This is a genomic window from Saccharopolyspora sp. NPDC050389, assembly GCF_040655595.1.
Lineage (GTDB): Bacteria > Actinomycetota > Actinomycetes > Mycobacteriales > Pseudonocardiaceae > Saccharopolyspora.
The window spans coordinates 17,521-40,388 of sequence record NZ_JBFAKG010000051.1; the positions used below are offsets into that span (position 1 = coordinate 17,521).

Annotated in this window: 21 protein-coding genes, 1 tRNA gene and 1 pseudogene; 6 read left to right on the top strand and 17 right to left on the bottom strand. The window is 70.7% G+C overall.

Annotated features, from left to right (window positions below; genetic code table 11):
- Positions 1-51: 51 nt before the first annotated feature.
- The 3 genes from AB0I53_RS29240 to AB0I53_RS29250 all read left to right on the top strand — a co-directional run bounded on the left by AB0I53_RS29240 (position 52) and on the right by AB0I53_RS29250 (position 2,324).
- The gene (locus tag AB0I53_RS29240) at positions 52-822 is read left to right on the top strand and encodes an alpha/beta hydrolase (protein WP_358609768.1); all 771 of its coding nucleotides are present in this window, start codon (positions 52-54) and stop codon (positions 820-822) included.
- A 38-nt stretch (positions 823-860) separates the two neighbouring features.
- Positions 861-1,454, top strand: coding sequence for a TetR/AcrR family transcriptional regulator (locus tag AB0I53_RS29245; RefSeq protein ID WP_132481709.1), 594 nt, complete (start codon positions 861-863; stop codon positions 1,452-1,454).
- A 384-nt stretch (positions 1,455-1,838) separates the two neighbouring features.
- Entirely contained in the window at positions 1,839-2,324 is a 486-nt protein-coding gene (locus tag AB0I53_RS29250) for a DUF6130 family protein (RefSeq protein ID WP_358609771.1), read from the top strand.
- A gap of 93 nt (positions 2,325-2,417) precedes the next feature.
- On the opposite strand, the gene AB0I53_RS29255 is transcribed toward AB0I53_RS29250, so the two are convergent.
- Positions 2,418-3,380, bottom strand: a complete 963-nt coding sequence (locus AB0I53_RS29255; protein WP_358609774.1) for a quinone oxidoreductase — start codon at positions 3,378-3,380, stop codon at positions 2,418-2,420.
- A gap of 133 nt (positions 3,381-3,513) precedes the next feature.
- Here AB0I53_RS29255 and AB0I53_RS29260 point away from each other — a divergent pair.
- Positions 3,514-3,891 (top strand): annotated as a pseudogene (locus tag AB0I53_RS29260) (nuclear transport factor 2 family protein).
- 38 nt (positions 3,892-3,929) lie between these two features.
- Positions 3,930-5,039, top strand: coding sequence for an aldo/keto reductase (locus AB0I53_RS29265; protein ID WP_358609777.1), 1,110 nt, complete (start codon positions 3,930-3,932; stop codon positions 5,037-5,039).
- A gap of 775 nt (positions 5,040-5,814) precedes the next feature.
- On the opposite strand, the gene AB0I53_RS29270 is transcribed toward AB0I53_RS29265, so the two are convergent.
- The 13 genes from AB0I53_RS29270 to mftA all read right to left on the bottom strand — a co-directional run bounded on the left by AB0I53_RS29270 (position 5,815) and on the right by mftA (position 18,146).
- Positions 5,815-5,888 (bottom strand) — tRNA-Pro (locus AB0I53_RS29270).
- A gap of 33 nt (positions 5,889-5,921) precedes the next feature.
- Positions 5,922-6,659 carry a mycofactocin biosynthesis peptidyl-dipeptidase MftE gene (gene mftE, locus AB0I53_RS29275; protein WP_358609780.1) on the bottom strand — a complete coding sequence of 246 codons (738 nt, stop codon included), beginning with the start codon at positions 6,657-6,659 and terminating at the stop codon, positions 5,922-5,924.
- Entirely contained in the window at positions 6,656-8,008 is a 1,353-nt protein-coding gene (gene mftF, locus AB0I53_RS29280; RefSeq protein WP_358609783.1) for a mycofactocin biosynthesis glycosyltransferase MftF, read from the bottom strand. The genes mftE and mftF overlap by 4 nt, the downstream gene beginning before the upstream one ends.
- Positions 8,005-8,787 carry a mycofactocin-coupled SDR family oxidoreductase gene (locus tag AB0I53_RS29285; protein WP_358609786.1) on the bottom strand — a complete coding sequence of 261 codons (783 nt, stop codon included), beginning with the start codon at positions 8,785-8,787 and terminating at the stop codon, positions 8,005-8,007. Before AB0I53_RS29285 ends, mftF begins: the two co-directional genes overlap by 4 nt.
- Entirely contained in the window at positions 8,784-9,632 is an 849-nt protein-coding gene (locus AB0I53_RS29290) for a mycofactocin-associated electron transfer flavoprotein beta subunit (RefSeq protein WP_358609789.1), read from the bottom strand. Before AB0I53_RS29290 ends, AB0I53_RS29285 begins: the two co-directional genes overlap by 4 nt.
- Before the next feature lies 1 nt (position 9,633).
- Positions 9,634-9,924, bottom strand: coding sequence for a 4Fe-4S dicluster domain-containing protein (locus AB0I53_RS29295; protein WP_358609792.1), 291 nt, complete (start codon positions 9,922-9,924; stop codon positions 9,634-9,636).
- Positions 9,925-10,146: 222 nt separating this feature from the next.
- Positions 10,147-11,451, bottom strand: a complete 1,305-nt coding sequence (locus AB0I53_RS29300) for an FAD-dependent oxidoreductase (protein WP_358609795.1) — start codon at positions 11,449-11,451, stop codon at positions 10,147-10,149.
- The gene (locus tag AB0I53_RS29305; RefSeq protein ID WP_358609798.1) at positions 11,444-12,379 is read right to left on the bottom strand and encodes a mycofactocin-associated electron transfer flavoprotein alpha subunit; all 936 of its coding nucleotides are present in this window, start codon (positions 12,377-12,379) and stop codon (positions 11,444-11,446) included. The genes AB0I53_RS29300 and AB0I53_RS29305 overlap by 8 nt, the downstream gene beginning before the upstream one ends.
- Positions 12,376-14,319 (bottom strand): mycofactocin system FadH/OYE family oxidoreductase 2, encoded by a 1,944-nt coding sequence (locus tag AB0I53_RS29310; RefSeq protein ID WP_358609801.1) that lies wholly within the window; start codon positions 14,317-14,319, stop codon positions 12,376-12,378. The genes AB0I53_RS29305 and AB0I53_RS29310 overlap by 4 nt, the downstream gene beginning before the upstream one ends.
- A complete protein-coding gene (locus AB0I53_RS29315; RefSeq protein WP_358609803.1) occupies positions 14,316-16,256 on the bottom strand; it encodes a mycofactocin system FadH/OYE family oxidoreductase 1 in 1,941 nt (646 codons plus the stop codon). The genes AB0I53_RS29310 and AB0I53_RS29315 overlap by 4 nt, the downstream gene beginning before the upstream one ends.
- A complete protein-coding gene (gene mftC, locus AB0I53_RS29320) occupies positions 16,253-17,443 on the bottom strand; it encodes a mycofactocin radical SAM maturase (protein WP_358609806.1) in 1,191 nt (396 codons plus the stop codon). The genes AB0I53_RS29315 and mftC overlap by 4 nt, the downstream gene beginning before the upstream one ends.
- Before the next feature lie 323 nt (positions 17,444-17,766).
- Entirely contained in the window at positions 17,767-18,039 is a 273-nt protein-coding gene (gene mftB, locus AB0I53_RS29325) for a mycofactocin biosynthesis chaperone MftB (protein ID WP_358609809.1), read from the bottom strand.
- Complete coding sequence (mftA, locus tag AB0I53_RS29330; protein WP_358304006.1) at positions 18,039-18,146, bottom strand: mycofactocin precursor MftA; 108 nt, start codon at positions 18,144-18,146, stop codon at positions 18,039-18,041. Before mftA ends, mftB begins: the two co-directional genes overlap by 1 nt.
- A 154-nt stretch (positions 18,147-18,300) precedes the next feature.
- Here mftA and mftR point away from each other — a divergent pair, with 154 nt between their 5' ends.
- On the top strand, positions 18,301-18,879 hold the full coding sequence (gene mftR / locus AB0I53_RS29335; protein WP_358609812.1) for a mycofactocin system transcriptional regulator: 579 nt from the start codon (positions 18,301-18,303) through the stop codon (positions 18,877-18,879).
- Positions 18,880-18,901: 22 nt separating this feature from the next.
- Here mftR and AB0I53_RS29340 read toward each other — a convergent pair whose 3' ends face one another.
- The 3 genes from AB0I53_RS29340 to AB0I53_RS29350 form a co-directional block, all read right to left on the bottom strand.
- Positions 18,902-20,029: an NDMA-dependent alcohol dehydrogenase gene (locus tag AB0I53_RS29340; protein ID WP_358609815.1), complete on the bottom strand. Its 1,128-nt coding sequence runs from the start codon at positions 20,027-20,029 to the stop codon at positions 18,902-18,904.
- A 133-nt stretch (positions 20,030-20,162) separates the two neighbouring features.
- Positions 20,163-21,038, bottom strand: a complete 876-nt coding sequence (locus AB0I53_RS29345) for a universal stress protein (protein ID WP_358609818.1) — start codon at positions 21,036-21,038, stop codon at positions 20,163-20,165.
- 65 nt (positions 21,039-21,103) lie between these two features.
- Positions 21,104-22,813: a TIGR03767 family metallophosphoesterase gene (locus AB0I53_RS29350; RefSeq protein ID WP_358609821.1), complete on the bottom strand. Its 1,710-nt coding sequence runs from the start codon at positions 22,811-22,813 to the stop codon at positions 21,104-21,106.
- Positions 22,814-22,868 lie beyond the last annotated feature (55 nt).

A 22,868-nucleotide genomic window follows, 5' to 3' on the forward strand; every position in this document is an offset into this window, starting at 1 on the left:
CGCCCCGCGTCCACTTCGGGGCGACTCGCACGCAGAGATGAGGAAGACATGATGGCTGCACCGAGGCACCTGGTCCTCGTTCACGGCGCCTGGCACGGCCCTTGGTGCTGGGAGCGGCTCGTACCCGAGCTGGAGCGCCGCGGCTGGGCGACGTCCGCGGTCGATCTGCCCAGCACGTGGGGAAATCCGGACACCGGGATGCGCGACGACGCACAGGCGGTGCGGGAACATGTTGAGTCCATCGACGGCCCGGTCACCGTCCTCGCGCATTCCTACGGCGGTGTCCCGGTCAGCGAGGTCGCCGACACGCTGCCGAACGTGCGGCAGCTGGTCTACCTGGCGGCGCACATGCTGGAGGCGGACGAGGCGGTGACCTCGCCCCTCGGCGGGCCGTGGTTCCCGCTGGAAGCGGAGACCGCGCCGCACCTGCCGCCGCACGATGCCTTCTACCACGATGTTCCGGCGGAGTGGGCCGCCGAGGCGGTGGCGCGGCTCAGGCCGCAAAGCGCGCGGGTCTTCCTCGACGAGCAGACCCGGGCGTCGTGGCGAACCATCCCGTCGGCGCTGATCGTCTGCGACGACGACAGGAGCATCTGTTCATCAAGCGCGCGCTGCGGAGCGCCGAGGTCGTCCGGCACCTCCCCGGCGGCCATTCGCCGTTCCTCTCCCGGCCCGTCGAGCTCGCGGACGCGATCGACGAGGTCACCTTCACCCTCGCCACCGTCGCCGGCATCCGAGTTCCCTGATGGCACCGGGAAAGCGCGGCGCACCCCGCTTTCCCGGTGGCGGGACGGCGACCCCTCGCGAAAAATGAACCGCTGAGTACACTCCCGGTGGAGGTGCACGCCATGGGAGGACCGGTGCTCACGAAGAAGGGCGCTGCGACCCGCTCGCGGATCATCGACGCGGCCGCGGCGGAAATCCGCGAGCGCGGCGTGGGCACGACCACGCTCGAAGACATCGGCCGGCGCAGCGGCACCGGCAAGAGCCAGCTGTTCCACTACTTCCCAGACGGCAAGGAACAACTGCTGCTGGCGGTGGCGCAGCGGGAGGCCGACCGGGTGCTCGACGACCAGCAGCCGCACCTCGGGGAGCTCACCTCGTGGGCGGCGTGGCGGCGGTGGCGCGACGCCGTGGTCGAGCGGTACCGCAGGCAGGGCGTGCACTGCCCGTTGGGGGTGCTGATCACCGAAATCGGTCAGCACAGCCAGGCCGCCCAGGCGGTGACCGCGCAACTGCTCGGCCAATGGCAGCGCCAGGTCCAGGCGGGCATCGAGCACATGCAGGAAGGCGGGCAGGTCAGCCGCCATCTCGACGCGGCGCGCACCGCGGGCGCCTTGATCGCCGCGATCCAGGGCGGCGTGACGATCCTGATGTCGACGGACTCCTCAGAACACCTGGAATCCGCGCTGGACCTGTGCCTCGACTACCTGCGAACCGCACGCCCCGGCTGAGGGGTCGTTCCGGAATGGCGCGGACACGCGCGGGACGTGGAACGCCGGACGCCGGTTTCGCGCGAAACCGCCATCGGCGTCAGGCACCGGGTGCCTTCGGGATGAGCCTGGCGGAGCCATTCTGAAACACCTCCAAGTCGTGCGACCCGAACGCCCGCTCGCGGAGCTACCAGGACCGTCCGAAGTGGTCACTCCGCGGTCGGCTCCCGGGGTAGGCCGACCGTACAGGCGGGGGTGACGACGTACGGCGATGGCGTCGACCGACGGTCGCCGGGATTTCCGGCGGAAACCTAGCGTGGCCCCATGCCACACCACGACCTGCCAAGTTCTCCGCCATCGGAACGTCGTTCCACGCCGCGCAGGACAATGATCCGCCGAATCGCGATGGGCGCCGCGGCAACCACCTTCGCCGCACTCGCGACCGCCTGTTCGGCCGGCGCTCCCCCGTCGGCGCCGACGTCCCCGGCATCGGAGCCCGAAGCGCAGGTTGCCGCCGGTGCGGCAGGCTGGGAACCGGCTCCGGTCGTTCCCCTGCTGTCGCAACCACCTGCCTCGCTCGTCGTCGACGCCCCCTTGCCCGACCAGCTGGCGATGGGATTGGTCGTGATCCGGTACCGGGCGGAGAACCTGCGGATCGTCCCGGTGTACGGGCCCGCCGCACTCGACGTCTCGCCCCGGATCGGCCACATCCACGTCACGGTCGACGACGCCCCTTGGCACTGGGCGGACGGCAGCGGCGATCCGCTCATCATCCAGGGTCTGCCGCCCGGGCCGCACAAGGTGCTGGTCCAACTGGCCGACCCCACCCACAAGGTCATCGACAGCAAGACCGTGGACCTCGTCATCACCGCGCAGGGCGGCCACCACTGAGGCGCACCTGACTCTGTCCACATTGGATGCGACCGGGGTCGACACGGGTCTGCGGCGCGCGAAGTGCGCCGCAGACCCGAGAGACCGAACGGTTCAGGGCAGCAGCAGCAATTTCCCCGTGGTGCGCCGGGATTCGATGTCCCGGTGCGCCTGCGCGGCGTCGGCCAGGGCGTAGCGCTGCCCGATGCGCGGCGCGAACTGCCCCTTCCGGACGAAGTCGAAGAGCTCGTTCGTCCGCCGGACCAGGGCTTCGCGCGTCGGCACGTGGTCACCGACGGCCGGATAGGACATCAGGATGCTGTTCGGCATGTCCATCGGGCGGAACGTCGGGTTGCCGATCAGCACGCCGTAGTAGGCGTGGACGCCGTGTCGGCGGAGGGCGAGCTGAGACGATCGCAACGTCTCCGAGCCGCCGCCGTCGTACACGACGTGCGCGCCCTCGCCACCGGTGAGGTCCCGCACCCGGTCTTCGAAACCGCCGCCGCTGGACACGAGAACGTGATCGGCACCGGCTTCCTCCGCCACCGGCACCTTCTCCTCGCGGGACACCAGGGCGATCACCGTGCCACCCCGGGCCTTGATCAGTTGGGTCAGCGCCAATCCGACCCCGCCCGCGGCGGCGTGCACGACGGCCGTGTCGCCGGGCCGGATCGCGTACGTCTCGGTGGTGAAGTGGTTGGCGGTCAGGCCCTGCATCATGATGGCGGCGGCGACCTCGTCGTCGACGTCGTCCGGGACGCGCACCAGCGAATCCGCGGGAATGGCGAGTCGTTCGGCGTAGCTCCCCTGGTGGTAGTACCAGGCGACGCGGTCGCCGACGGCGAGGCCGTGCACGCCTTCGCCCAGCTCGGTCACGACGCCCATGCCCTCGACGCCCAGCACCGCGGGCAGCGACCACGTGGGGACGGGCATCTTCCGGACCCCGGTGTCCATGAAGTTCACCCCGGCCGCCCGCAGTCGCACTCCGACTTCGCCGGGACCCGGTGCGGGATCGGGGAATTCGGTCCAGTTCATGACCTCCGGGCCGCCGTGTTCGCGCACGAAGATCGCGTGCATCGGGAACCTTCTCTCGTTTCTGGAGCGGTGGACGGCGCGAGCTTAGGCAGCAGAAAATGGACCGGCAAGTACAGAAGCGGACCGACTGTTTCTGTACTTGCCGGTCCATTTTTCGTTCTCCACCCTGAACGGCATGGCCGAAGACAACGACACCCTGGTGCGCCGCTTCCTGGCGGCCTTCAACACCAAGAACGCCGACGAGCTCGCCCCCTACCTCCACCCCGAGGTCGTCTTCCTCAACTACGGCGACGACGAGATCCACGGCCGCGAAGGGGTCGTCAACCTGTGGAAGGCGGTTTTCGAGAACTTCGACCGGGTGGAGTTCGAGACCGTCCACCAGGCCGTGAACGGCAACGTCGTGATCGCCTAGCAGATCCACGGGCTCGCGCTGCCCGGCGGACCGCTGGCCCCGGTGATGAACATGGCCGTCTACGAGATCGAGGACGGCCGGATCATCGCCTGGCGCGACTACACCAATCCGGTCAAGGCCCGCGAACTCCTCGCGCCCTGAATCCCCCGCCTCGCCACCTGATCAGGAGCAACGAATCCATGTCATTCGCCCAGTACTACCTGCTGGGCCGGTCCGGACTCCGCGTCAGCCGCCTGTCGCTGGGCACGATGAACTTCGGCACCGGCGGTTTCCACGCCTCGTACGGCAAGACCGAGGACGAGGCCCGGCCGGTCTTCCGCCGCTACGTCGAAGCGGGCGGGAACTTCATCGACACCGCGGACTTCTACACCGCGGGCGAGAGCGAAGCGATCCTCGGCAACCTCGTCGCGGAAGCCGGGGTCCGCGACCGGATGGTGCTCACCACCAAGTTCACCAACAGCGTCGACCTGGGCGACCCGAACGCGGGCGGGAACGGCCGCAAGCACATGATCAGGGCGGTGGAGGCGTCGCTGCACCGCCTGCGCACCGACTACATTGACCTGTTCCTGCTGCACACGTGGGACCGGATCACCCCGGTCGAGGAGGTGTTGCGTACCTTCGACGACCTCACGAAGGCGGGGAAGATCCGCTACGCGGGCCTGTCCGACGTGCCCGCCTGGTACGCGGCCCGGGCGCAGACCCTCGCCGAGGCCAACTCGCTCGTGCCGATGATCAACCTGCAACTGCCCTACTCCCTCGTCGAGCGGACCATCGAGACGGAACACGTCCCGGCCGGCCAGGCCCTGGGACTCGGCATCACGGCCTGGAGCCCGCTCGGCAGCGGCTTCCTCACCGGCAAGTACCGCAACTCCGACAAGGGCCTGACCGGCGAAGGTCGCCTCAGCGGCGAAGGCGGCGCCGGATTCGACTGGACGGACCGGCAGTGGGCACTGCTGAAGACGCTGGAGACCGTGGCAGACAAGCTGGGCGTGACGATGGCCCAAGTGGCTCTCAACTGGGTCGCGACCCGACCCGGGATCGCCTCGGCGATCGTGGGCGCGAGCAGCGCCGAACAGCTCGGTTCCTCACTAGCGGCGCTTGATTTCGAACTGCCCGCGGAACTGCGCACCGACCTCGACGCGGCCAGTGCCGCACCGCCGGGCAAGCCCTATTCGATGTTCACGCCGGAGTACCAGTCTTGGCTGGTCAATCCCGGCATCAAGGTCGGCGACAAGCCCGCCGGATACCACCCGGCCGTACACAACTGGACTCCCGAGAACCAGAGCTGATCATGAGGCGCCGCCCGGGCGGCGCCTCACCCTAAGGGACCAAGCTACAAGCAGGGCTCCCAGGTGCACAGGTGGTCGAGGCAGAGAGTCCAGCGGCGTGGCGCTTTGTCGGTGACTCGAACCTGCGATGGTCGCTCACCTCCCCCGCCGTTTCGCACGGCGTTTCATCACCGACGGCACCGTTGCCTCTACGACCAAGGGCTTCGCCAGCCCATCCGCAGCTGGCCGAGGCCGAGCGACTCGGGCTTCCATGTGCATGCTGGACGAGCCAGCCCTCGGGCTCGAACGCACACTGGACACTGCCTTCAGCTGCGGCCCGTACCGGAGCCACTACGCGGCAGCCACAGCACGGCCCGCTCGAACAAGGTGGGGATTTGGTTCAACTCCGGCCTCAGACACAGTCGGTCACTCGCCTGTAACCGTGGAGCTTGTCCAAGGCCAGCGTTCACCACACCCGATGGGCAGGTGTACCGATGGCCAACAACCTGATGATCCAGCTCGCCCAGTCGATGGTCATCGAAGGCCAGACCCACATCTCCGCGTGATCAGCGCCAAGTGTCCAGCGCACACCGAAACCACCCACGCGGGTGAACAGCAACGCCTCCCACAACGCGACCCCATTTCAAACCCGCGAAACCGATCCTCCCAAAATCCTCCCAAAAATGCCGAAAAATCGAGACGGCACCCTTCGGGACGATCACCGAAGATCCACATCGGGACACGAAAAGGCCCGCTGACCTGCACTTTCGTGCCGATCAGCGGGCCTTCTCCACGGTCGGGCTGACAGGATTTGAACCTGCGACCCCTTGACCCCCAGTCAAGTGCGCTACCAAGCTGCGCTACAGCCCGTTCTTCAATTTTCGCCCCTCTTGGGGTGTGTCGTTAGCCTACCGCACCTCCGGATGGGCGATCATCGGGGCCCTCCGATTGGCGTTTTTCCTGGTCAGGACGACCCCAGGCCGCCACGGCCGCCGTCAGGGACGTCGTCCAGGCCGCCAGGATCCGGGCTCCTTCCTCCGGCGTCGCCCCTCCCGGGTCGCCCAGGACTCCGTTGGCCGTGGCCGCGCGGACTCCGCTGGTTCTGAGCGTGTTGATCAGGTTCGGCAGTGGCGTGGTGTTGCCTCGCTCCGCTCGGTCCAGGCGCACCGCGTGCGGGCGCAGCGCCAGCATCACCGAGGTCTCCGTTCGGCCCGCGTGGGTGTCGTCCGGCCTTCCGGCCGGCGCCCACGCGAGCACTCGGCGGCCTTCCGCTCGCAGCTTCCCGACCGCGCTGCGGACCGGCTCGGCGTTGCCTCCGTGGGCGGACACCAGCACCACTCCCGCGAACGCGTCCGCCGAGCGGACCAGTTCCACGAGCAGGTGCTCGATCGCTTCCTGGCCGATCGACAGCGTGCCCGGGAAGCCCGCGTGCTCTCCGCTGGAGCCGTAGGTCACCGCCGGTGCCACCAGGACCCGTCGCTGCTCCGCCAGCCGTTCGCAGAGCGCCTCCGCGATCTCGGTGTCGACCGTGAACGGCAGGTGCGGGCCGTGTTGTTCCGTCGCGCCGACCGGGACCGCGAGGAGGCTCCGCCCGGCGACTTCGGCGACCTCCGGCCAGGTCAGGTTCGCCAATGCCGTCATCGCGACACCTGGACGCTGCTCCGGCCGCCGCGATCCGTCAGGAAGGGCAGCAGCGGCGCGAGGCTGCGGGATCGGAAGGCGCCGCGCGCGACACCGCAGCCGTACGCCAGGTCGTCCGCCATGCGCGCCAGGCACCAGCGGACCGGGTCGAGCGGGGGCCACTTGCGCGCCCAGTCCAGCAGGTTCTTGAGCACCACCAGCACCAGCACCGCTCGGCCGCGGCGGCTGAGCATCAGCAGCGGGACGGCCACCGGCGCCCAGGCTCGTCCGATCGCGTCGGCGAAGAAGCGTCCCGCGCCTAGGTTTCCCTGTGCTGCCAGGCGGATCGCTTCGTGGGCCGGGATGCCGAGCTTGCCGAGTTTGCGGGTCAGCAGGGCCGCCGCGGCGCCTATCACGGCCAGCCCGGCGCCTGATCGGCCCGCGAGGATCAGCGTCCAGGCCACCGCGCTCCACAGCGATGCCCGCACCGGGGCGACGGCGTCGCCGTGCCGCTCCGCCAGCGGGCCTGCCGAGGTTCCGTAGTCGAATCGCTGGCGCAGCAGGGCGGTCCACCGCGGGCGCGGCGCGTGTTCGACGACGGATGCCGGTTCGTAGCGGACCAGGTGTTGCCGGGCGATCAGGCGCCAGATCAGGTCGACGTCCTCGCCGAAGCGCAGTTCCTCGTCGAAGCCGTCGAGCTCGCGCAGCGCCGAGGTGCGGATCACCAGGGCCGCCGTGGGGACGTAGCTGATCCGGCTGCCGGGTTGCACCAGGCCCGGCTCGTCGCCGAGGTCGAGCGGCGACTGGGTGCTCTCGTAGCGGGCCAGCGGCGTTTTCCCTGGCATGCTGCGGATTCTCGGCGCCACTGCCGCGACCGCCGGGTCTTCGAAGTGGCGGAGCACCGGTTCGAGCCAGCCCGGCTCGGGGATCGTGTCGGCATCCAGGAACGCCACGAGCGGTGTTCCGGCCAGCCGCCACCCGGCGTTGCGGGCCGCCGCCGGGCCCCGGGCGGCTTCGTGGCGGATCGCGGCTCCCGAGATCGGCTGCTCGGAGCCGTCGTCGACGACGATGGCGGGAGCGTCGAGCGCCGCGAGCAGCCCCGACACTTCGCCGTTGCGCACCGGGATCACTGCGGTCACATCGCTCGGCCTGTGCTGGGCCTGGTCGTAGCTCGGGTGCATCATTCCCGCCCGGACGAGCCGCTGAGCCAGAGCCGCACCACCGGTCACCGGCTCGCCCGCGATCCAGCCGTCGACCATCGCCGCGCCGCCGGCGGTCAGCCGCAGCACGCGGAACGGCGATCCGCCGGCGAGCGTCCGCCCGCCGTCCCAGCGGCGCAGGCTTGGGTCGGGCGCGAGCCTGGGCGTCATGCCGTGAATCCTCCGTCGGCGTGCACGACGGTTCCCGTGATGGCCGAGGATCCTTCGCCGCACAGCCAGCACACCGCTGCCGCCACCTCGTCGGGCTCCAGCAGGCGTTCGACCAGCTGGTGCTGGCTGAATTCTTCGACGTCCGGCAGGTCGTAGTAGGCCGCGGTGGCGGTGAGCATGTCCGTCCGGGTCGATCCCGGCGAGACCGCCGTTGCCGTGATCCCGGTGCCGCGGAGGTCGGTGGCGAGGCCGCGGATCAGGCCGACCACCGCGTGCTTGGCCGCGTTGTAGCCGGCGAGGTGGTAGAGGCCGCGGTGGGCCGCCGACGAAGCCAGGGCGACGAACCGGCCGGAGCGGGGTTGCGGTCGTTCCAGCAGCAGCGGGACCGCGGCGCGGGCCAGATTCGCCACGCCTCGGACCCCGACGTCGAACAAGGCGTCCCACTCGTCGTTCGAGGTTTCCCACAGCGGCCGCCCGCCTGCCATGACGGCGGCCGCCGCCACCGCCGCGTCGAGGCCGCCGAACTCGGTTTCCGCCACCGCGACGGCTTGCCGCACAGCGGCTTCGTCGCGGACGTCGGCGACGACGTCGCGCACGGACTCCGGCCATTTCTCCGCCAGCGCTCGGAGCTGGTCCCGGGTTCCCAGCGGGTATCCGGTTCCGGGGATGTCCGCGCAGATGTCGACGGCGACCACGCGCCAGCCGTCCGCGGCGAGCCGTTCCACGACCGCTGCGCCGATTCCGCGTGCCGCGCCCGTGACTATCGCGACCCTGCTCATGGCGTCTCCCCCGTGATGTAGCCGTGGCGTTGCAGGTAGCTCAGCAGTTCGTCGGCCGCTTCGGCGGCCGGCAGCGGGCCGACGACGGTCGGCGGCGTCCGATCCTGCAACGCGCCGGTCAGTTCGAGCATCCGGTCGTGCGCCGTCGTTCCCGCCGGGGCCGCCAGTTCCCGCGCGCGTGGGCGGAGCGGGCGGGCTGTGACCACGCGTCGGCGCCGCTGCGGCTCGGCGGCGATCGTTTCGATCGTCGCCTTCTGGGCCGCCAGCGCTGCCGGCAGGCTCGCTCGGCGGAGGCGCACACCGGCGGCCTCGACCGAGACGACCGCGGGCTTGGGCAGCCGCAGCACCTCCCGGCTGCCGCCGTCGAGCCGGCGCTGCGCCAGCAGCGATCCGCCGTCGGATTCGAGCTTCACGACACCGAGCGCCTGCGCGGCACCGAGCCGGGCGGCGAGGAACGCGGGCGTCGTTCCGGTTCCGCCGTCGTCCGATCTGTCGCCGCACAACACGAAATCCGGTTCCGCGAGCGCTGTTGCGATCGCCTTGGCCGTGTCGGCTCCATTGTGGACCAGGTAGCCGGGCTCCAGCTGGTCGTCTCGCGCCACGCGGATCGCCTCGTGCGCGCCGGCCGCCAGCGCTGCGCGCAGGACCTCCTCTGCCGCTGCGGGCCCGACGGTCACCGCCAGGACCCGGCCGTCGAGTTCTTCGGCGAGCCGGAGGCCGTGTTCCAGCGCCGCGAGTTCGGCGGCGTTGCCGCCCCGGTCTCCGGCGTCGAGCGCCCCGGTGAGCGGATCCACCCGGACCCGCCGCCAGGACCAGCTCAGCGCCACGACGATCTGCGGTCCCATGTCAGCCCTTCCGGAAGACGACGCCGTGCCCGCCATCCGGGTAGGTCCAGGTGATGGCGCCGGCGGAGTTGCAGATCTGGTAGCAGGTGCCGCATTCGAAGCACTGCTCGTAGTTGAACAGGATGCCACCGTCACCGGTGGGCACGAACAGCTTCGCCGGGCAGGCGTGCACGCATTCCTTGGTGGTGCACGACCGGCAGATCTCGGCGTCCACGGTGATGTGCGGGCGCTCGCCGACCTGGAAGTCGACGGTGCCCATCCGGTCCTCGAACGACACTTCCGGATACTGCATGCTCGCTCCTCAGGTCCGTTAATAAGCGGCGGTAGCCGCTTGCGGTGTGGGACTCAACTCGCACCGCCGCGGGTTCACTGAGCCCACCCCTCTGGGGTTCTCCCAGCGAGGACAGCCCCAGCGCCGCGTATTGGACATACATAAGTCGGGGATCCCGGAGTGAGGCGGCCCTTGAGGTTCCGCCACCCGCACCGCTACGCAAACCACTTTCGAAACAGTCCTTCAGCCGAAGACTCGGAGGCCTGCCCAGGCGTCCGCGGCCAGCTGCCTCAGCCGGACACCGTGCCGGGCGGCCGTCCGCCGGAACAGCTTGCCGAGGCCGGGTTTCGGTTCCGGGTTGCGGACGGTGAAGACCTCCTGCGCGAAGTCGCAGAGCAGCCGCGGGTACTGCCGCTGGACCCGGTCGGAGAGGACCAGGTGCGGGGCTCCCTGCAGGCTCTTGTGGTCGGTCAGCACGAAGTTGTCCTCCAGCCGCTTGCGGTAGCCGGCGAGCCTGGTGGGATCGCCGGCGGCGATGGCTTCGGCGGCGGTGCGGCCGGCGGCCAGGCCGGAGCCGATGGCGAAGTTGACGCCTTCCAGCCAGATCCCGGCCGCCAGGCACATCGCGGCCGCGTCGCCGGCGACCAGCAGGCCGTCGGCCTGCAGCGGCGGCATGGTGCGGTAGCCGCCTTCCGGAATCAGGTGCGCGGAGTACTCCTTCAGCTCCGCGCCCCGCAGGTAGGGCGCGATCGCCGGGTGCGCCTTGAGGTCCGCGAGGACCTCCTCCGGGCGCCGTCCGGAGGCAGCCAGGCCGGTCAGCGACAGCACCACGCCGATGCTGACGGTGTCGCGGTTGGTGTAGAGGAAGCCGCCGCCGGGGATGTCGCCGGTGCAGCCGAGGATTTCGAAGTCCGCGCCTTCGTCACCGCTGAGCCCGAAGCGTTCCTCGATTGATTTGCGCGGCAGGGAAAGGGTTTCCTTCACGCCGAGCGTCTGGTGCTCGGGGGCGGTCCGCGGCAGCAGGCCGGCCTGCTTCGCGAGGAACGAGTTGACGCCGTCGCAGGCGATGACGAGTTGTGCCCGGATGTCGCCGTCGGGACGATCCGTTCGGACGCCGATCACGCGGCCGGCAGCGTCGCGCAGCAGCTCGGTGGCAACGGTGGAGGTCACCAGTTGCGCGCCGGCTTCCACCGCCTTGCCCGCGAGCCACGCGTCGAAGTCCGCGCGGTAGGTGGTCATGCCGTTGTACGGCGCGCTCCCCCAGTCCTCGGTGCGGAAGTCGACGGTGAGGGCCTGGGTCGGGGTCATCATCATGGTGCTGCGGCGGGTGACCCAGCGCTGCACCGGAGCCTCTTCCCACCAGCGGGGCAGGACTTCGTCGAGCACCCGGCCGTAGACGACGCCGCCGTAGACGTTCTTCGCGCCGGGGAACGGCCCGCGCTCCAGCAGGATCACGCTGCGCCCGGCCCGCGCCAGCTCCAACGCCGCGGACGCGCCTGCCGGGCCCGCGCCGACCACCACGGCGTCCACTTCGGAGTGTTCAGGCATCGGCGGCTCCGTTCAGTCGGCGTGCCAGTTCGCGCAGCACTTCGGGCGCGTCGGCGACGATGCCCAGGTCGGCCAGCGCGGTCATCGGGCAGGACGGGTCGGTGTTCACGCTGATCACGTGCGCCGGACGGCCCAGGCCACCGACGTGCTGCGTCGCGCCGGAGACGCCGAAGGCGACGTAGAGGTCGGGGTCGACGACGACGCCCGTGGTGCCGATCTGGCGGTCGTGGCCCGCCCAGCCGGCGTCGATGATCACCCGGGTGGCGCCGGCGGAGGCGCCCAGGGCGGCGGCCACCCCGGTCAGGGTTCGCATCACCGCCGAGCCGTCCTCGCCGGGCCGCACCAGCCCGGCCCCGCCGCCGAAGATCCGCTTGGCTTCGGCGAGCTCGACCGTTTCGGGTTCCGGTTCCAGGATCTCGACGACCTCGGCGTCGAGCACCGCCGGCAGGATGACGGTCAGCTCGACCGGTTCCGGGGCCGGCACCGGCTGCGGCGTGCCGCGCACGCCCGGGATCAGGGTCACCACGGCGGGTTCGTCGAGGGCGACCCGGATCTCCAGCGAATCGTCCAATCTGGACAGATCGGCATGCTCCGGCGTGCACCGGGTGGCGGCGGCGAACAGGGGCCGTTCGCTCTGGAAGGCCAGGCGTGCGGCGATATCGCGCCCGTCCGGCGAGGCCGGTAGCACCACTACGGCGACCTCGGCGATCAGTGGCGCGAGCACCGCGGCCAGCGCGCCGGGTGCGATCACCGGAACTTCTGCCGCCCAAATGCGCTGCGCCGCGGTGAATGCGCGAGCGGCTTCCGGCGTGCCGGTGCCCACGACGAGCACCGCGCCGCCGCATTCGGCCGCGACCTCGTCGGCGCCGCCGGGCAGCACGCCTTCGCGGGCGATGACGACCGCGAGCATCTCCGGGAGTCCGTTCACAGGCCCACCGCCACTCGATGTCCCTCGACGACCGCGGCGTGCGCGCGGCGCGGCGCGATGCAGTCGCCGACCCGGTGCACCGGGAACGGGGATTCCTTGAGCTCGTGCCACAACGCGTCTTCCGGCGCCTGGTGCGTCGCGCACACGATCCAGTCGAAGCGGGATTCGGTCATTTCTCCGTTGGTGTGCTTGAGGATTTGCAGCGCGACAGCGTCCGCTTCGGCTGATGCCGACATCACGACCTCGTCGGTCGCCTGCTCGATTCCCTTCGCGTGCGCCCGGACGTTGAAGGTCTCCATGTCCAGCGTCACGCCGAGGTCCTGGCAGACCACCATGCCCGGCGTGGAGATCCGCACCCGGCAGCCTCGGTCGGCCAGCAGTTCAGCGACCGAAGACGCCTGGTGGAAGCCGAGCTCGTCGACGACCAGCACGTCGCCCTCCGGCGTCGCGCGGCCTTCCAGCACGTCGCGGACGTCGACGACCCGTTCGAGGCCGCCGGCCCAGTGCACCGGCTGCGGCCGGGCTCCGGTCGCGAGCACGACCGCGTCCGGGTGCTCGTCGCGCAGCATCTCCGCCGTCGCCGCGACGCCCGTCTTGACGTCCACGCCGTGGCGTTCGCATTCGGCGCGCAGATTCCTGACCACGTCGAGGAATTCCGCGCGGCTGGGTACCGTGGCGGCGACCGCGACCTGCCCGCCGGTCGCCTGCTCCCGCTCGAACAGGGTCACGTGGTGGCCTCGCTCCGCCGCGGTCGACGCCGCTTGTAAGCCCGCCGGACCGCCGCCGACGACCAGCACCCGCTTGCGGGCCCGGGGAATCGGCAGCGCCACCGCCTCGCGGCCGGTCCGCGGGTTCTCGATGCAGCCCAGCCAGCGGTTCAGGCCCATCCGGCCGACGCATTCCTGGTTGCAGGACAAGCAGGTCCGGATGTCGCTGCCGTGCCCGGAACGGGCCTTGGCCGCGAAGTCCGGGTCGGCGATCTGGCCGCGCACGACGCCGACCAGGTCGCAGTGGCCCTCCTCCAGCGCCCGTTCGGCCTGCAGCGGGTCCTTGATCCGTCCGACGCCGACCACCGGCAGGCTCACGGCTTGGCGGATCGCGTTGGAGATGAAAAGCGCGTAGCCCGGCGGGATCGCCATCGACGCCTCGATCATGTAGAGCGTCGACGTCGCCACGCCGATGGAGGTGTTGATGTAGTCGACCTTGCCGGTGGCCTCCACCATCCGCGCGACCTCGACCGCCTCGTCGATGGTGGTGCCGCCCTCGATCAGCTCGTCCCCGCACAGCCGCACGCCCAGCGCCCGCTCCGGGCCGAGCGCCTCGCGCACCGCGTCGATGATCTCCAGCAGGATGCGGGCCCGGCCGGCCAGCGATCCGCCGTAGGAGTCGGTGCGCTTGTTCGTCGCGGGGGAAAGGAAACCGCGCACGATGGACGAGTGCGAGCACTGCAGCTCGACGCCGTCGAACCCGCCCTCCGCGCAGTGCCCGGCGACGGTGCCGTAGCCGGCCACGACCTCGGCGATCTCGCGGGCGTCGATCGCCTTGGGCACCTCCCGGAACATCGGGTCCGGCACCGCGGACGGCGCCCACACCGGCAGCCGGGAGTACATCGACGACGCCTGCCCGCCGTTGTGGTTGAGCTGGGCGAAGATCGGCACGCCGTGCGCGTGGACCGCCTCGGTGATCCGGCGATACCCGGGCACGACCGACCGGTGGAAGCCGTGGATCAGCTTCTCGTACGGCCAGTCCGTCGGGTGCGTCGAATGCTCCTCGGTGATCACCAGGCCCGCACCACCGGCGGCGCGGGCGGCGTAGTAGGCGGCGTGCTGTTCGCTGGGCAGGCCGTCCTCGGCGTAGTTCGTCAGGTGCGCGGAGAACACGATGCGGTTGCGCACGGTTACCGGGCCGATCCGCAGCGGCGAGAACAGGTAGCGGGTCATCGCACGCCTCCCCCGACCAGCGCGGTGATCTCGTGCGCCGCGCGGCGGCCTTCGAGGATCGCCTCGTGGATCGTCCTGGGCGCCACGCAGTCGCCCGCCCGCGGCCACCCGGCCAGGTCCGGGTTGGGCAGTCGATGTCCACAGTGGACGACCGAGGCGCAGGGCAGGGTTCGGCGCTGCGCGGTAAAGGTGTCCTCCAGGATCACGTGATCTGTGTGGACTTCGCGCAGCAGCGAACGCTTCTCCAGCCGCACCCCGGCGCGCTGCAGCCGGCCGTTGGCGTCCGCCAGGTCGCCGGTGAGGGCCAGCTGGGTGCCCACGACCTGGTCCTGCGTGACGATCGCCGCTTCCCGGCCCTGCCCGGCCAGCAGCTCGGCGACGCCGACGCCGACCGCGTCGCCGACCGGATCGGACACCACCACCGGCCCGTCCGGCACGGAATGGTGGTCGAGCAGGTCGGCGACGTCGATGACCACGCCGCCGCGGAGCTCGTACGCGCGCGGCCCCGGGACGGATCCGATCGCCACCAGCACGTCCCGCCTGGTGCCGATCAGGTCGGCCTCGGTGACCTCGGTGCCGAGCGTGACGCGCACGCCGAGCCTGCGCACCTCCGCTTCCAGCCAGTCCACGAGCCGGCTCAGCCGACCGCGCCCGCCGACCTCGGCGGCCCATCGGGCCGCGCCGCCGAGCCGGTCGTCCTTCTCGACGACCTCGACCTCGTGCCCGCCCTCGGCCAGCACCCGCGCCGCCTCCAGCCCGGCCGGGCCGCCGCCGACGACCAGCACCTCGCGCCGGGCCGTGGGCGCGGGCTCGGGGGCGCTGCTCTCGTGCCCGCTGAACGGCTCGCCGATGCACGAGACGATCGGGTTTCGGTTGTCCCGGACGCGGCACTTCTGGTTGCACAGCACGCACGGCCGAATCCGGTCTGCGTGTCCTGCGCGGACCAGCTCGACCAGTCGCGGCTCGGCGATCTGGGCGCGCGTCATCTCGACGAGATCCGCGACGCCGTCGTCCAGCGCCTGCTGCGCCTGCTGCGGGTCGACGATGCTGCCCTGCAGCGCCACCAGCGGTCGTGAGTGTTCGTTCCGGTTCTTACCGGAGTTTTCACTCACGACCTCGCGGATCTGCTTGCAGAGGTCGATGTTGAAACCGGGCTCGGTGTGCAGGTCCGGCCGCGTCGCCGAGGTTCCCATCGCGGAACCGCGCACCACCACGAGGTAGTCGATCCGGTCCGCCACGGCTTCGACGATCCCGGCGGCCTGCTCCGGGGTGATCCCCGCCCAGGGCGCGAGTTCGTCGCAGGAAAGCCGCAGCCCCACCACGCGATCACCGACCACGCGGCGAACAGCGGACAGAACATCGCGCAGCAGCAGCGTTTTGTCCTCGCCATAGGCATCTGCACGCTGATTGGTGAGCCCGGACAGGAACTGGCGGAGCAGCGAGTACTGACCGGCCTCGATCTCGACGCCGTGCATCCCGGCCCGCACGGCCGATTCCGCCGCAGCGGCGAAACCCGCGACCAGCTCGTCGATTTCGCCCTGCTCCAGCTCCATCGGCAGCTCACGGCTGGCCACGTCCGGCACCCGGGACGGCGCCCACAGCGCATACTGCGAGAACGCCGAAGATCCCTGCGAGCCCGAGTGCCCGAGACCGGCGAGCACCACCGCGCCATGCGGCCGGCAGGCATCGGCGACGGCCGCCCAGCCCGCACCGCACTCCGCGGCCAGAGGAGCCCGCTCGTAGGGCCAGTCGGAGGCGTGCACACTGGCCGTCTCGGTGACGATCACGCCCGCGCCACCGGCCGCCCGGGCCGCGTAGTAAGCCACGTGCCGGTCGGAAATGCCGCGACCACGGCCCAGATTCGTCTCGTGCGGCCCGAACAGAACCCGCGACGGCGCGGTCACCGCGCCCAGCCGGACGCCGTCGGTCAGTCTCACAACTGGCTCGCCAAGGGGCTGGAGTCGCACGGCTTGGCGGGCATCGAAGGCATGCCCAGCCCGACTCGCCGCGAGGAGCGGGAGTGGTCCTGCGACGCCTTCGGCAGCCCGGAACTGTCCACAACGGACAGTGCCGTTCGCCCGTGGCCCTTCACGCACTCCGGATCGGGGCCGTCCAGCGGCAGGCCGGTGAAGAACTTCGCCGCCATGCAGCCGCCCTGGCAGGCGTCGAACGCCGAACACGACTGGCACGCGCCGCCGGACTGCGGCTGCCGCAGTTCGGTGAACAGCTCCGATTCCCGCCACACCCGGTCGAATCCACCGGTCTCGCGAACGTTGCCGGCCTTAAACGCGTCGTGGATCGCGAACGGGCACGCGTACACGTCGCCCACCGGGTCGATCAGGCACACCACGCGGCCCGCGCCGCACAGGTTCAACCCCGGCAACGGCGTGGAGCCCAGCGCGTTCAGGTGGAAGAACGAGTCGCCGGTGAGCACCTGCTCGCCGTGCTCGACCAGCCACGAGTAGATCTCGTGCTGCTGCGCATCGGTCGGGTGCAGCTCGTCCCACACGTCCGCCCCGCGCCCCGACGGGCGCAGCCGCGTGATCCGCAGCTGCGCGCCGAACCGGTCCGCGATCGCCTTGAAGTCGTCCAGTTGCGACACGTTCTGCCGGGTCATCACGACCGAGATCTTGAAATCCCGCATCCTGGCGGCCGACAGGTTCTCCAACGCGCGCATCGCCATGTCGAACGAACCCGGACCGCGCACGGCGTCGTTCACCTCGCGCGTCGCGCCGTCCAAGGAGATCTGCACGTCCACGTAGTCGGTGGCCGCCAGCTGCTCAGCGCGTTTGCGGTCGATGCGCAGGCCGTTGGTGGAGAACTTCACGCCCACCTGGTGCTCGATGGCGTAGTCCAGCAGCTCCCAGAAGTCGGGGCGCACCGTCGGCTCGCCGCCGCCGACGTTGACGTAGAACACCTGCATCCGCTGCAACTCGTCGATCACGGCCTTCATCTCGGCCGTGGTCAACTCGCGCGGATCCCGCCGGCCGGACGACGAAAGGCAGTGCTCGCAGGCCAGGTTGCAGGCGTAGGTCCACTCCCAGGTCAGGCAGATCGGGGCGGCCAGCCCGCCCTTGAACTGCTCCACCAGCGAGGGAACGGGCGCCGGTTCGACAGCAGTCACCTTTGACTCCACTCGTTCGGGCAGCACCGGCGCTTTCGCGCGAAACCGGCGCCTTCGGTGCGGGGCCGGCGGCGTTTTCGCGCGAAAACGCCGCCTTGGGTGTTTGTAAGCGGCGGCAGCCGCTTGCGGTGAGGGGCTCAGCTTGCACCGCGGCGGGTTCTCAGACTGTGCCCGCCCACTGGGGCTCTCGGCGAGGACAGCCCCAGCGCCGTGTATTGGACATACATAAGTCGGGGATCCCACAGCGAGGCGGCGACGATAACTCCCGCAGGGGGGCCGCTACCCGCACCGCTACGCAAGCCACTTTCGAAGCACTCCTCAGCTCATCGGGGCAGGATCATGTCGGTGGCCGCCAGCGAGGCCAGCGCCCGCCGGAACGACGCCCGGCGCTCCGCCGGAACGACCAGCAGCGCGTCCTCGACCGTGGCGTGCTCACCGAGGCCCCGCACGAGGTCCACCAGCTCGGGAACTTTCAGGAACGACAGCTTGCGGTTGCCGAAGTGGTACGCGAGCGCCCCGAACGGCTCGGGGCGCAACGCGACCTGCGGATTCAACCGATAGCCCTGGCTCGTGTCGAACTCCGCCGCGGTGGTCATCAGTAGACCCCGCACATCCCGTCGATCGAGACCTCTTCTACCAGCAATTCCTCTTCGACCGCCGGTTCGGCGGCGGCAGTGCCCAAATCGTGCTGCTCGTCAGCCATGCGATGCTCCTCGTCGAGCGGGCCGACCCGAAGTCGGCCGCCGGCCACTTCCGGCCACCGTATTTGCACCGAGTGCATTTTGGAAGACCTGGAGACGCATCAGTTGGGGCAGAACACGATCGGCTCAGTCCCGCGACCCGGCGGTCGACGGCGGGTGACCACCGCCGCCGAGCTGGAGCAGGTCGCATTCGAGCTCTTCGACGAGCAGGGTTTCGAGCAGACCACCGTCACCGACATCGCCCGCGCGGCCGGCATCGCGCGCCGGACGTTCTTCCACTACTTCCCGTCGAAGAACGACATCCCGTGGGGCGACTTCGACGGCGAGCTCGACCGGATGCGCGCGGATCTCCGCGCCGCGCCGCCGGAAAGCCCGCTGATGGACGCGATCCGGCACTGCCTGGTCGAGTTCAACCGGGTCGCCCCGGAGCAGATCCCGGCGCACCGCCGCCGGATGCGGCTCATCCTCGGGGTGCCGGCGCTGCAGGCCCACTCGACGCTGCGGTTCCAGGCCTGGCGGCAGGTGGTCGCGGAGTTCGTCGGCGACCGCCTGGGCGAACCCGCGGACGGCCTCGCGCCGCAGGCCATCGCCCACGCCACGCTCGGCGTCTCCGTCGCGGCCTACGAACAATGGCTGGACCGAGCCGATTCCGACCTCAGCGACCTGCTCGACACCGCGATGCGGGAGCTGGCGGCCGGATTCGGCGTGACCGGGCGGCCGGGCGCCACGCGGTGACGCCCGGCCGAAAAGCCCTCGATCAGTAGTCGTCGTCGCCGTAGATCACCATGCCGCGCAGGTTCTTCCCGTCGCGCATGTCCTGGTAGGCGGCGTTGATGTCCTCGAGCCGGTAGGTGGTGGTGACCAGCTCGTCGAGCTTCAGCGTGCCGTGCCGGTAGAGCTCCAGCAGGCGCGGGATCTGGGTGCGCGGGCTGACGCCGCCGAAGATCGCGCCCTGCACCCGCTTCTGCAGCAGCGTCAGCTCGAACAGGCCCAGCGTGGCGTCGGTCTGCTGGTAGTGGCCCATGCCGACGACCACGACCTGGCCGCCCTTGGCCGTCATGCGCAGCGCCGGCTGCAGGTCCGAGCCCTCGACCACGCCCTTGGTCAGGATGACGGCGTTGGCGTTCTGCCCCCAGGTCAGCTCACCGACCGGCTCCGCCGCGTCGGCCATCGACTCGAAGGCGTGCGTGGCACCGAGTTCCAGCGCCTTCTCCCGCTTGAACGCCACCGGGTCGACGGCGATCACATAGCGCGCTCCCGCCGCCGCCGCGCCCTGCACCGCGTTGATGCCGACGCCACCGACGCCCACGACCACCACGGTGTCACCGGCGCGGGTGTTGCCGATCTCGGTCGCCGAGCCCCAGCCCGTGGACACGCCGCAGCCCAGCAGCGCGGCCTTGTCCAGCGGGATGTCGTCCTCGATCTTGATCACTGACGCCTGGTTGACGGTCACGTACGGCGCGAAGGTTCCGAGCAGGCACATCGGCACCATCGGCTCGCCGCGCAGCGACAACCGGTGCGTGCCATCGGAAATCGCCTTGCCGGTCATCAGGCTGCCGCCGGCGTCGCAGAGGTTCTGCATCCCGCGCGCGCACGATCGGCACGCCCCGCACCCGGGGATGAACGCCAGCACGACGTGGTCGCCTTCCCGGAAAGCGGTGACGTCGGGCCCGACCTTTGTGACGACCCCGGCGCCCTCGTGCCCGCCCACCGCCGGGTAGAACGCGACCGGGCTCGCGCCGGTGCGCAGGTGCTCGTCGGAGTGGCACAGCCCCGAGGCCGCCAGCCGCACCTGCACCTCGCCCGCCACCGGGTCACCCAGGTCGATCTCCTCGATTTCCCAGTCCTCGCCGGGGCCGTGCAGCACTGCAGCCTTGGTCTTCATGTCCCACTCCTCGTCGAAATGGCGTTCAAGGTCACATATGGCCACCAGAGCATGGAAAATCCGGGGAACGCCGTCAAGGGGTGATCAACCGGACGGCCGCCGGAGGCGAACTCGCTTGCGGCGAAAGGGATTCCTACCGCGGGGTGTCGCGGACGACGAGCACCGGGCACGGCGAGTGGTGGATCAGCTTGTGGCTCGTCGAGCCCAGATGCGCGCCCGCGACGCCGCCCCTGCCGCGGGCGCCCACCACGACGAGCTGGGCTTCCGTGGCGCGGGCGAGCAGTTTCGCGGTCGGCGAGCCGCGGCCGACGAACCGCCGCACCTCGACGTCCGGGAACCGCTCGCCCCAGCCCGCCAGGGCCTCCGCGACGAACCGCTGTTCGTTCTCGCTGACCTCCTCCTCGGGCAGCCGCGCACGCAGCCACCTGAGGTCGATCCCGACCACTTCCCAGGCGTGCACGACGTGCACCGGCACCGCCCGGGACGCCGCCACCGCGAAGGCGTGCGCCAGCACCGGCTCCGCGGACAGAGCGTCGTCCACCCCGGCCACCACCGGTCCGGTCACCGGGAAGGTCAGCGGATCGCCGGTGTCGGGCACCACGGCCACCGAGCAGCGCGCGTGCGCGGCGGCCTTCACCGCCACCGCCCCGGCCAGCAGGCCGGTGAACCCGCCGAACCCGCGATCCCCGACCACCAGGAGCCCGGCCTGCTCGGACTCCGCGATGAGCACCTTCTCCGCCGTGCCCGGCACGGCCGCGGCATCGAGGGGCACCTCCGGTTCCTGCTCCCGCGCGGCGTCCGCGCTCGCCCCGAGCCAGCGCGCGACATCGTCGCGGACGTGGTGTTCTGTCGGCCGGTGCACGTCCGCCAACATCGGCTGCGCGGTCGCGTCCGCGTAGACGATCCGCAGGCCGACCCTCCGGCGCACCGCCTCCCGCGCCGCCCAGCGCGCGGCGTTGCGCGCGACCGCCGAGCCGTCAACGCCCACGACCACAGGTCCGCCGTCCATCTCAGCCTCCCGGTGCCTGTCGCGTCACGACACCAGGGTGGTCCAGGCCGCCTCGGCGCGCGCGCTCAGCGGGTCGGCATGCGCCCGGCGACGAACAGCTCGGTGTTGCGGTCGCCGGCCTCGCCGAGCTGCGCGAGGTCGGTGTGCGGGTCGTTGAACGACAGCTCCCGGTACAGCGAGGCGAGGCCCGCCGGAGAGCGGTCGTCGTAGTCCACCTGGTACGGGCTGTCGGCCTCGATCAGCGTGGTGAACAGCGACAGCGTGCCGTCGCCGTTGTCGACCAGCTCGATGACGCGCGCGAGCTGCGGGAAGTCCACATGGGACGCCGTGTTGATCTCCCAGAACCCGCACGCCGGATCGTCGGCGTGGTGCGGCGTGATCGCATTGCGGTGGGTGTGCCCGTTGACCCAGGCCAGCACGTTGGGAAAGCGCTTGAGCAGCCGCACCACCGAGCTGCCGCTCTTCCGGATCTCCCCGGGCCTGCGGAAGTCCGGCAGCAGCGCCGTCATCGACGTGCTGGTGTGGTGGCTGAACAACACGAACAGCTCGTCGGAAGCGGACTGCCGCTGCTTGCACCCGAGGGCGTCGTAGTACTCCGAACTTCCGCGCGTGAGCACCTTCTCCAGCCATTGGTACTGCGCGAGCCCGAGGGAGCCTTCGGCGAATCCGGCGGTGTTCGTGCTGTCCAGGCTGATTCCGGTGACGCCGGGCGCGATCTGGAAGGTGTAGTACGGCTCGGTGTGGTCGGCGTCGAACCCGTGGCCGACCGGCCCCGGCCCGGTGTTGGCCGGATCCAGGTGGGCCCGGATGAACTCCTCGGTGTCGAACGGTCTGCGGTGCTCGTCCGGCGTGACGGTGCGGATGATGCCGCTGCGGGATTCCACCGCCAGCGACGACTTCTCCCGGTCGCCGCGCAGGAGGGCGGCGACCTCGCGGGTCTCGCGCTCGTCCCGGCCAATGATCTTGCGCGAGCCGGTGTACCAGTTGTGCAGGCCCGGGATCAGCTCGTCCGGCACCGTCCCGACGACGGCGTTGTCGTGGTTGCCGAAGACCGCGTACCACGGGATGCGCAGCCCGGGGCTGTCGAACGGCCGGAGCGCATCCGCGAAGAACCCGTCCAGCACGGGGAAACCCAGCTCGCGGAACCGGTCCGCGACGCCGCCTTCGGGATGCCAGTACAGCGGGTCGCCGGAGTCCTGGACGCCCTCGTAGTTCTTCGGGTCGCCGGTGTTCTGCGCCAGCCGCCCGCCGTTGAGCACCGCGAAGTACCAGTCGAGCTCGGCCTGCTCGTGGTTGTCGGTGCTGTCGCCGGTGGTGATCATGAAATCCAGCGTCCGCCCGGTGACCGGCCCGCCCTGCAGGGCGTTGACCCGCCGCACCAGGTGCGCCGCGGCCAGCGCGCCGAGCGTCTCCTGCGGCCGCCACGCCCCGCCCGCCAGCGGGTGCACGTACTCGAACCGCGCCGGGCTCTGCGCGTCCACCAGGTGCAGGTCGGTGAACTGGGTGAAGGCGGCGATCGGCACCCGGCGGTCGTCCCGGCCTGATCGGCCCTCGACCAGGTCGGTGCGCACCACCTGCGGCCAGCCCGGACCGGCCACCAAGCGCCGGTAGCCGCTGCCCGGTGCGGCGACGGCCGTGCGCTGCAATGTCGTCCCGGCGGCGTTGACCACCCTCGGGTTCGCGCCTCTCGCGAGCGCCGGGCCGGCGCCGAGCAAGCCGCTGCCGAGGACGGTTCCGGTGATGCCCGCGGCCCGGAGGAAACCGCGCCTGCTCATCCCTGCCATGTCTAGTTCCCAGTCCCTGCGTCCCTGATCAAACAACTGATCAGAA

Bases quoted from the DNA above. Each gene is read 5' to 3' on its own strand.
- mftF (WP_358609783.1), bottom strand. From the start codon at position 8,008: ATGACGCCCAGGCTCGCGCCCGACCCAAGCCTGCGCCGCTGGGACGGC.
- AB0I53_RS29265 (WP_358609777.1), top strand. From the start codon at position 3,930: ATGTCATTCGCCCAGTACTACCTGCTGGGCCGGTCCGGACTCCGCGTC.
- mftB (WP_358609809.1), bottom strand. From the start codon at position 18,039: ATGACCACCGCGGCGGAGTTCGACACGAGCCAGGGCTATCGGTTGAAT.
- AB0I53_RS29290 (WP_358609789.1), bottom strand. From the start codon at position 9,632: ATGGGACCGCAGATCGTCGTGGCGCTGAGCTGGTCCTGGCGGCGGGTC.
- AB0I53_RS29300 (WP_358609795.1), bottom strand. From the start codon at position 11,451: ATGCCTGAACACTCCGAAGTGGACGCCGTGGTGGTCGGCGCGGGCCCG.
- AB0I53_RS29250 (WP_358609771.1), top strand. From the start codon at position 1,839: ATGGGCGCCGCGGCAACCACCTTCGCCGCACTCGCGACCGCCTGTTCG.
- AB0I53_RS29285 (WP_358609786.1), bottom strand. From the start codon at position 8,787: ATGAGCAGGGTCGCGATAGTCACGGGCGCGGCACGCGGAATCGGCGCA.
- AB0I53_RS29350 (WP_358609821.1), bottom strand. From the start codon at position 22,813: ATGAGCAGGCGCGGTTTCCTCCGGGCCGCGGGCATCACCGGAACCGTC.
- mftA (WP_358304006.1), bottom strand. From the start codon at position 18,146: ATGGCTGACGAGCAGCACGATTTGGGCACTGCCGCCGCCGAACCGGCG.
- AB0I53_RS29310 (WP_358609801.1), bottom strand. From the start codon at position 14,319: ATGACCCGCTACCTGTTCTCGCCGCTGCGGATCGGCCCGGTAACCGTG.
- AB0I53_RS29345 (WP_358609818.1), bottom strand. From the start codon at position 21,038: ATGGACGGCGGACCTGTGGTCGTGGGCGTTGACGGCTCGGCGGTCGCG.
- mftE (WP_358609780.1), bottom strand. From the start codon at position 6,659: ATGACGGCATTGGCGAACCTGACCTGGCCGGAGGTCGCCGAAGTCGCC.
- AB0I53_RS29255 (WP_358609774.1), bottom strand. From the start codon at position 3,380: ATGCACGCGATCTTCGTGCGCGAACACGGCGGCCCGGAGGTCATGAAC.
- AB0I53_RS29295 (WP_358609792.1), bottom strand. From the start codon at position 9,924: ATGCAGTATCCGGAAGTGTCGTTCGAGGACCGGATGGGCACCGTCGAC.
- AB0I53_RS29240 (WP_358609768.1), top strand. From the start codon at position 52: ATGGCTGCACCGAGGCACCTGGTCCTCGTTCACGGCGCCTGGCACGGC.
- AB0I53_RS29340 (WP_358609815.1), bottom strand. From the start codon at position 20,029: ATGAAGACCAAGGCTGCAGTGCTGCACGGCCCCGGCGAGGACTGGGAA.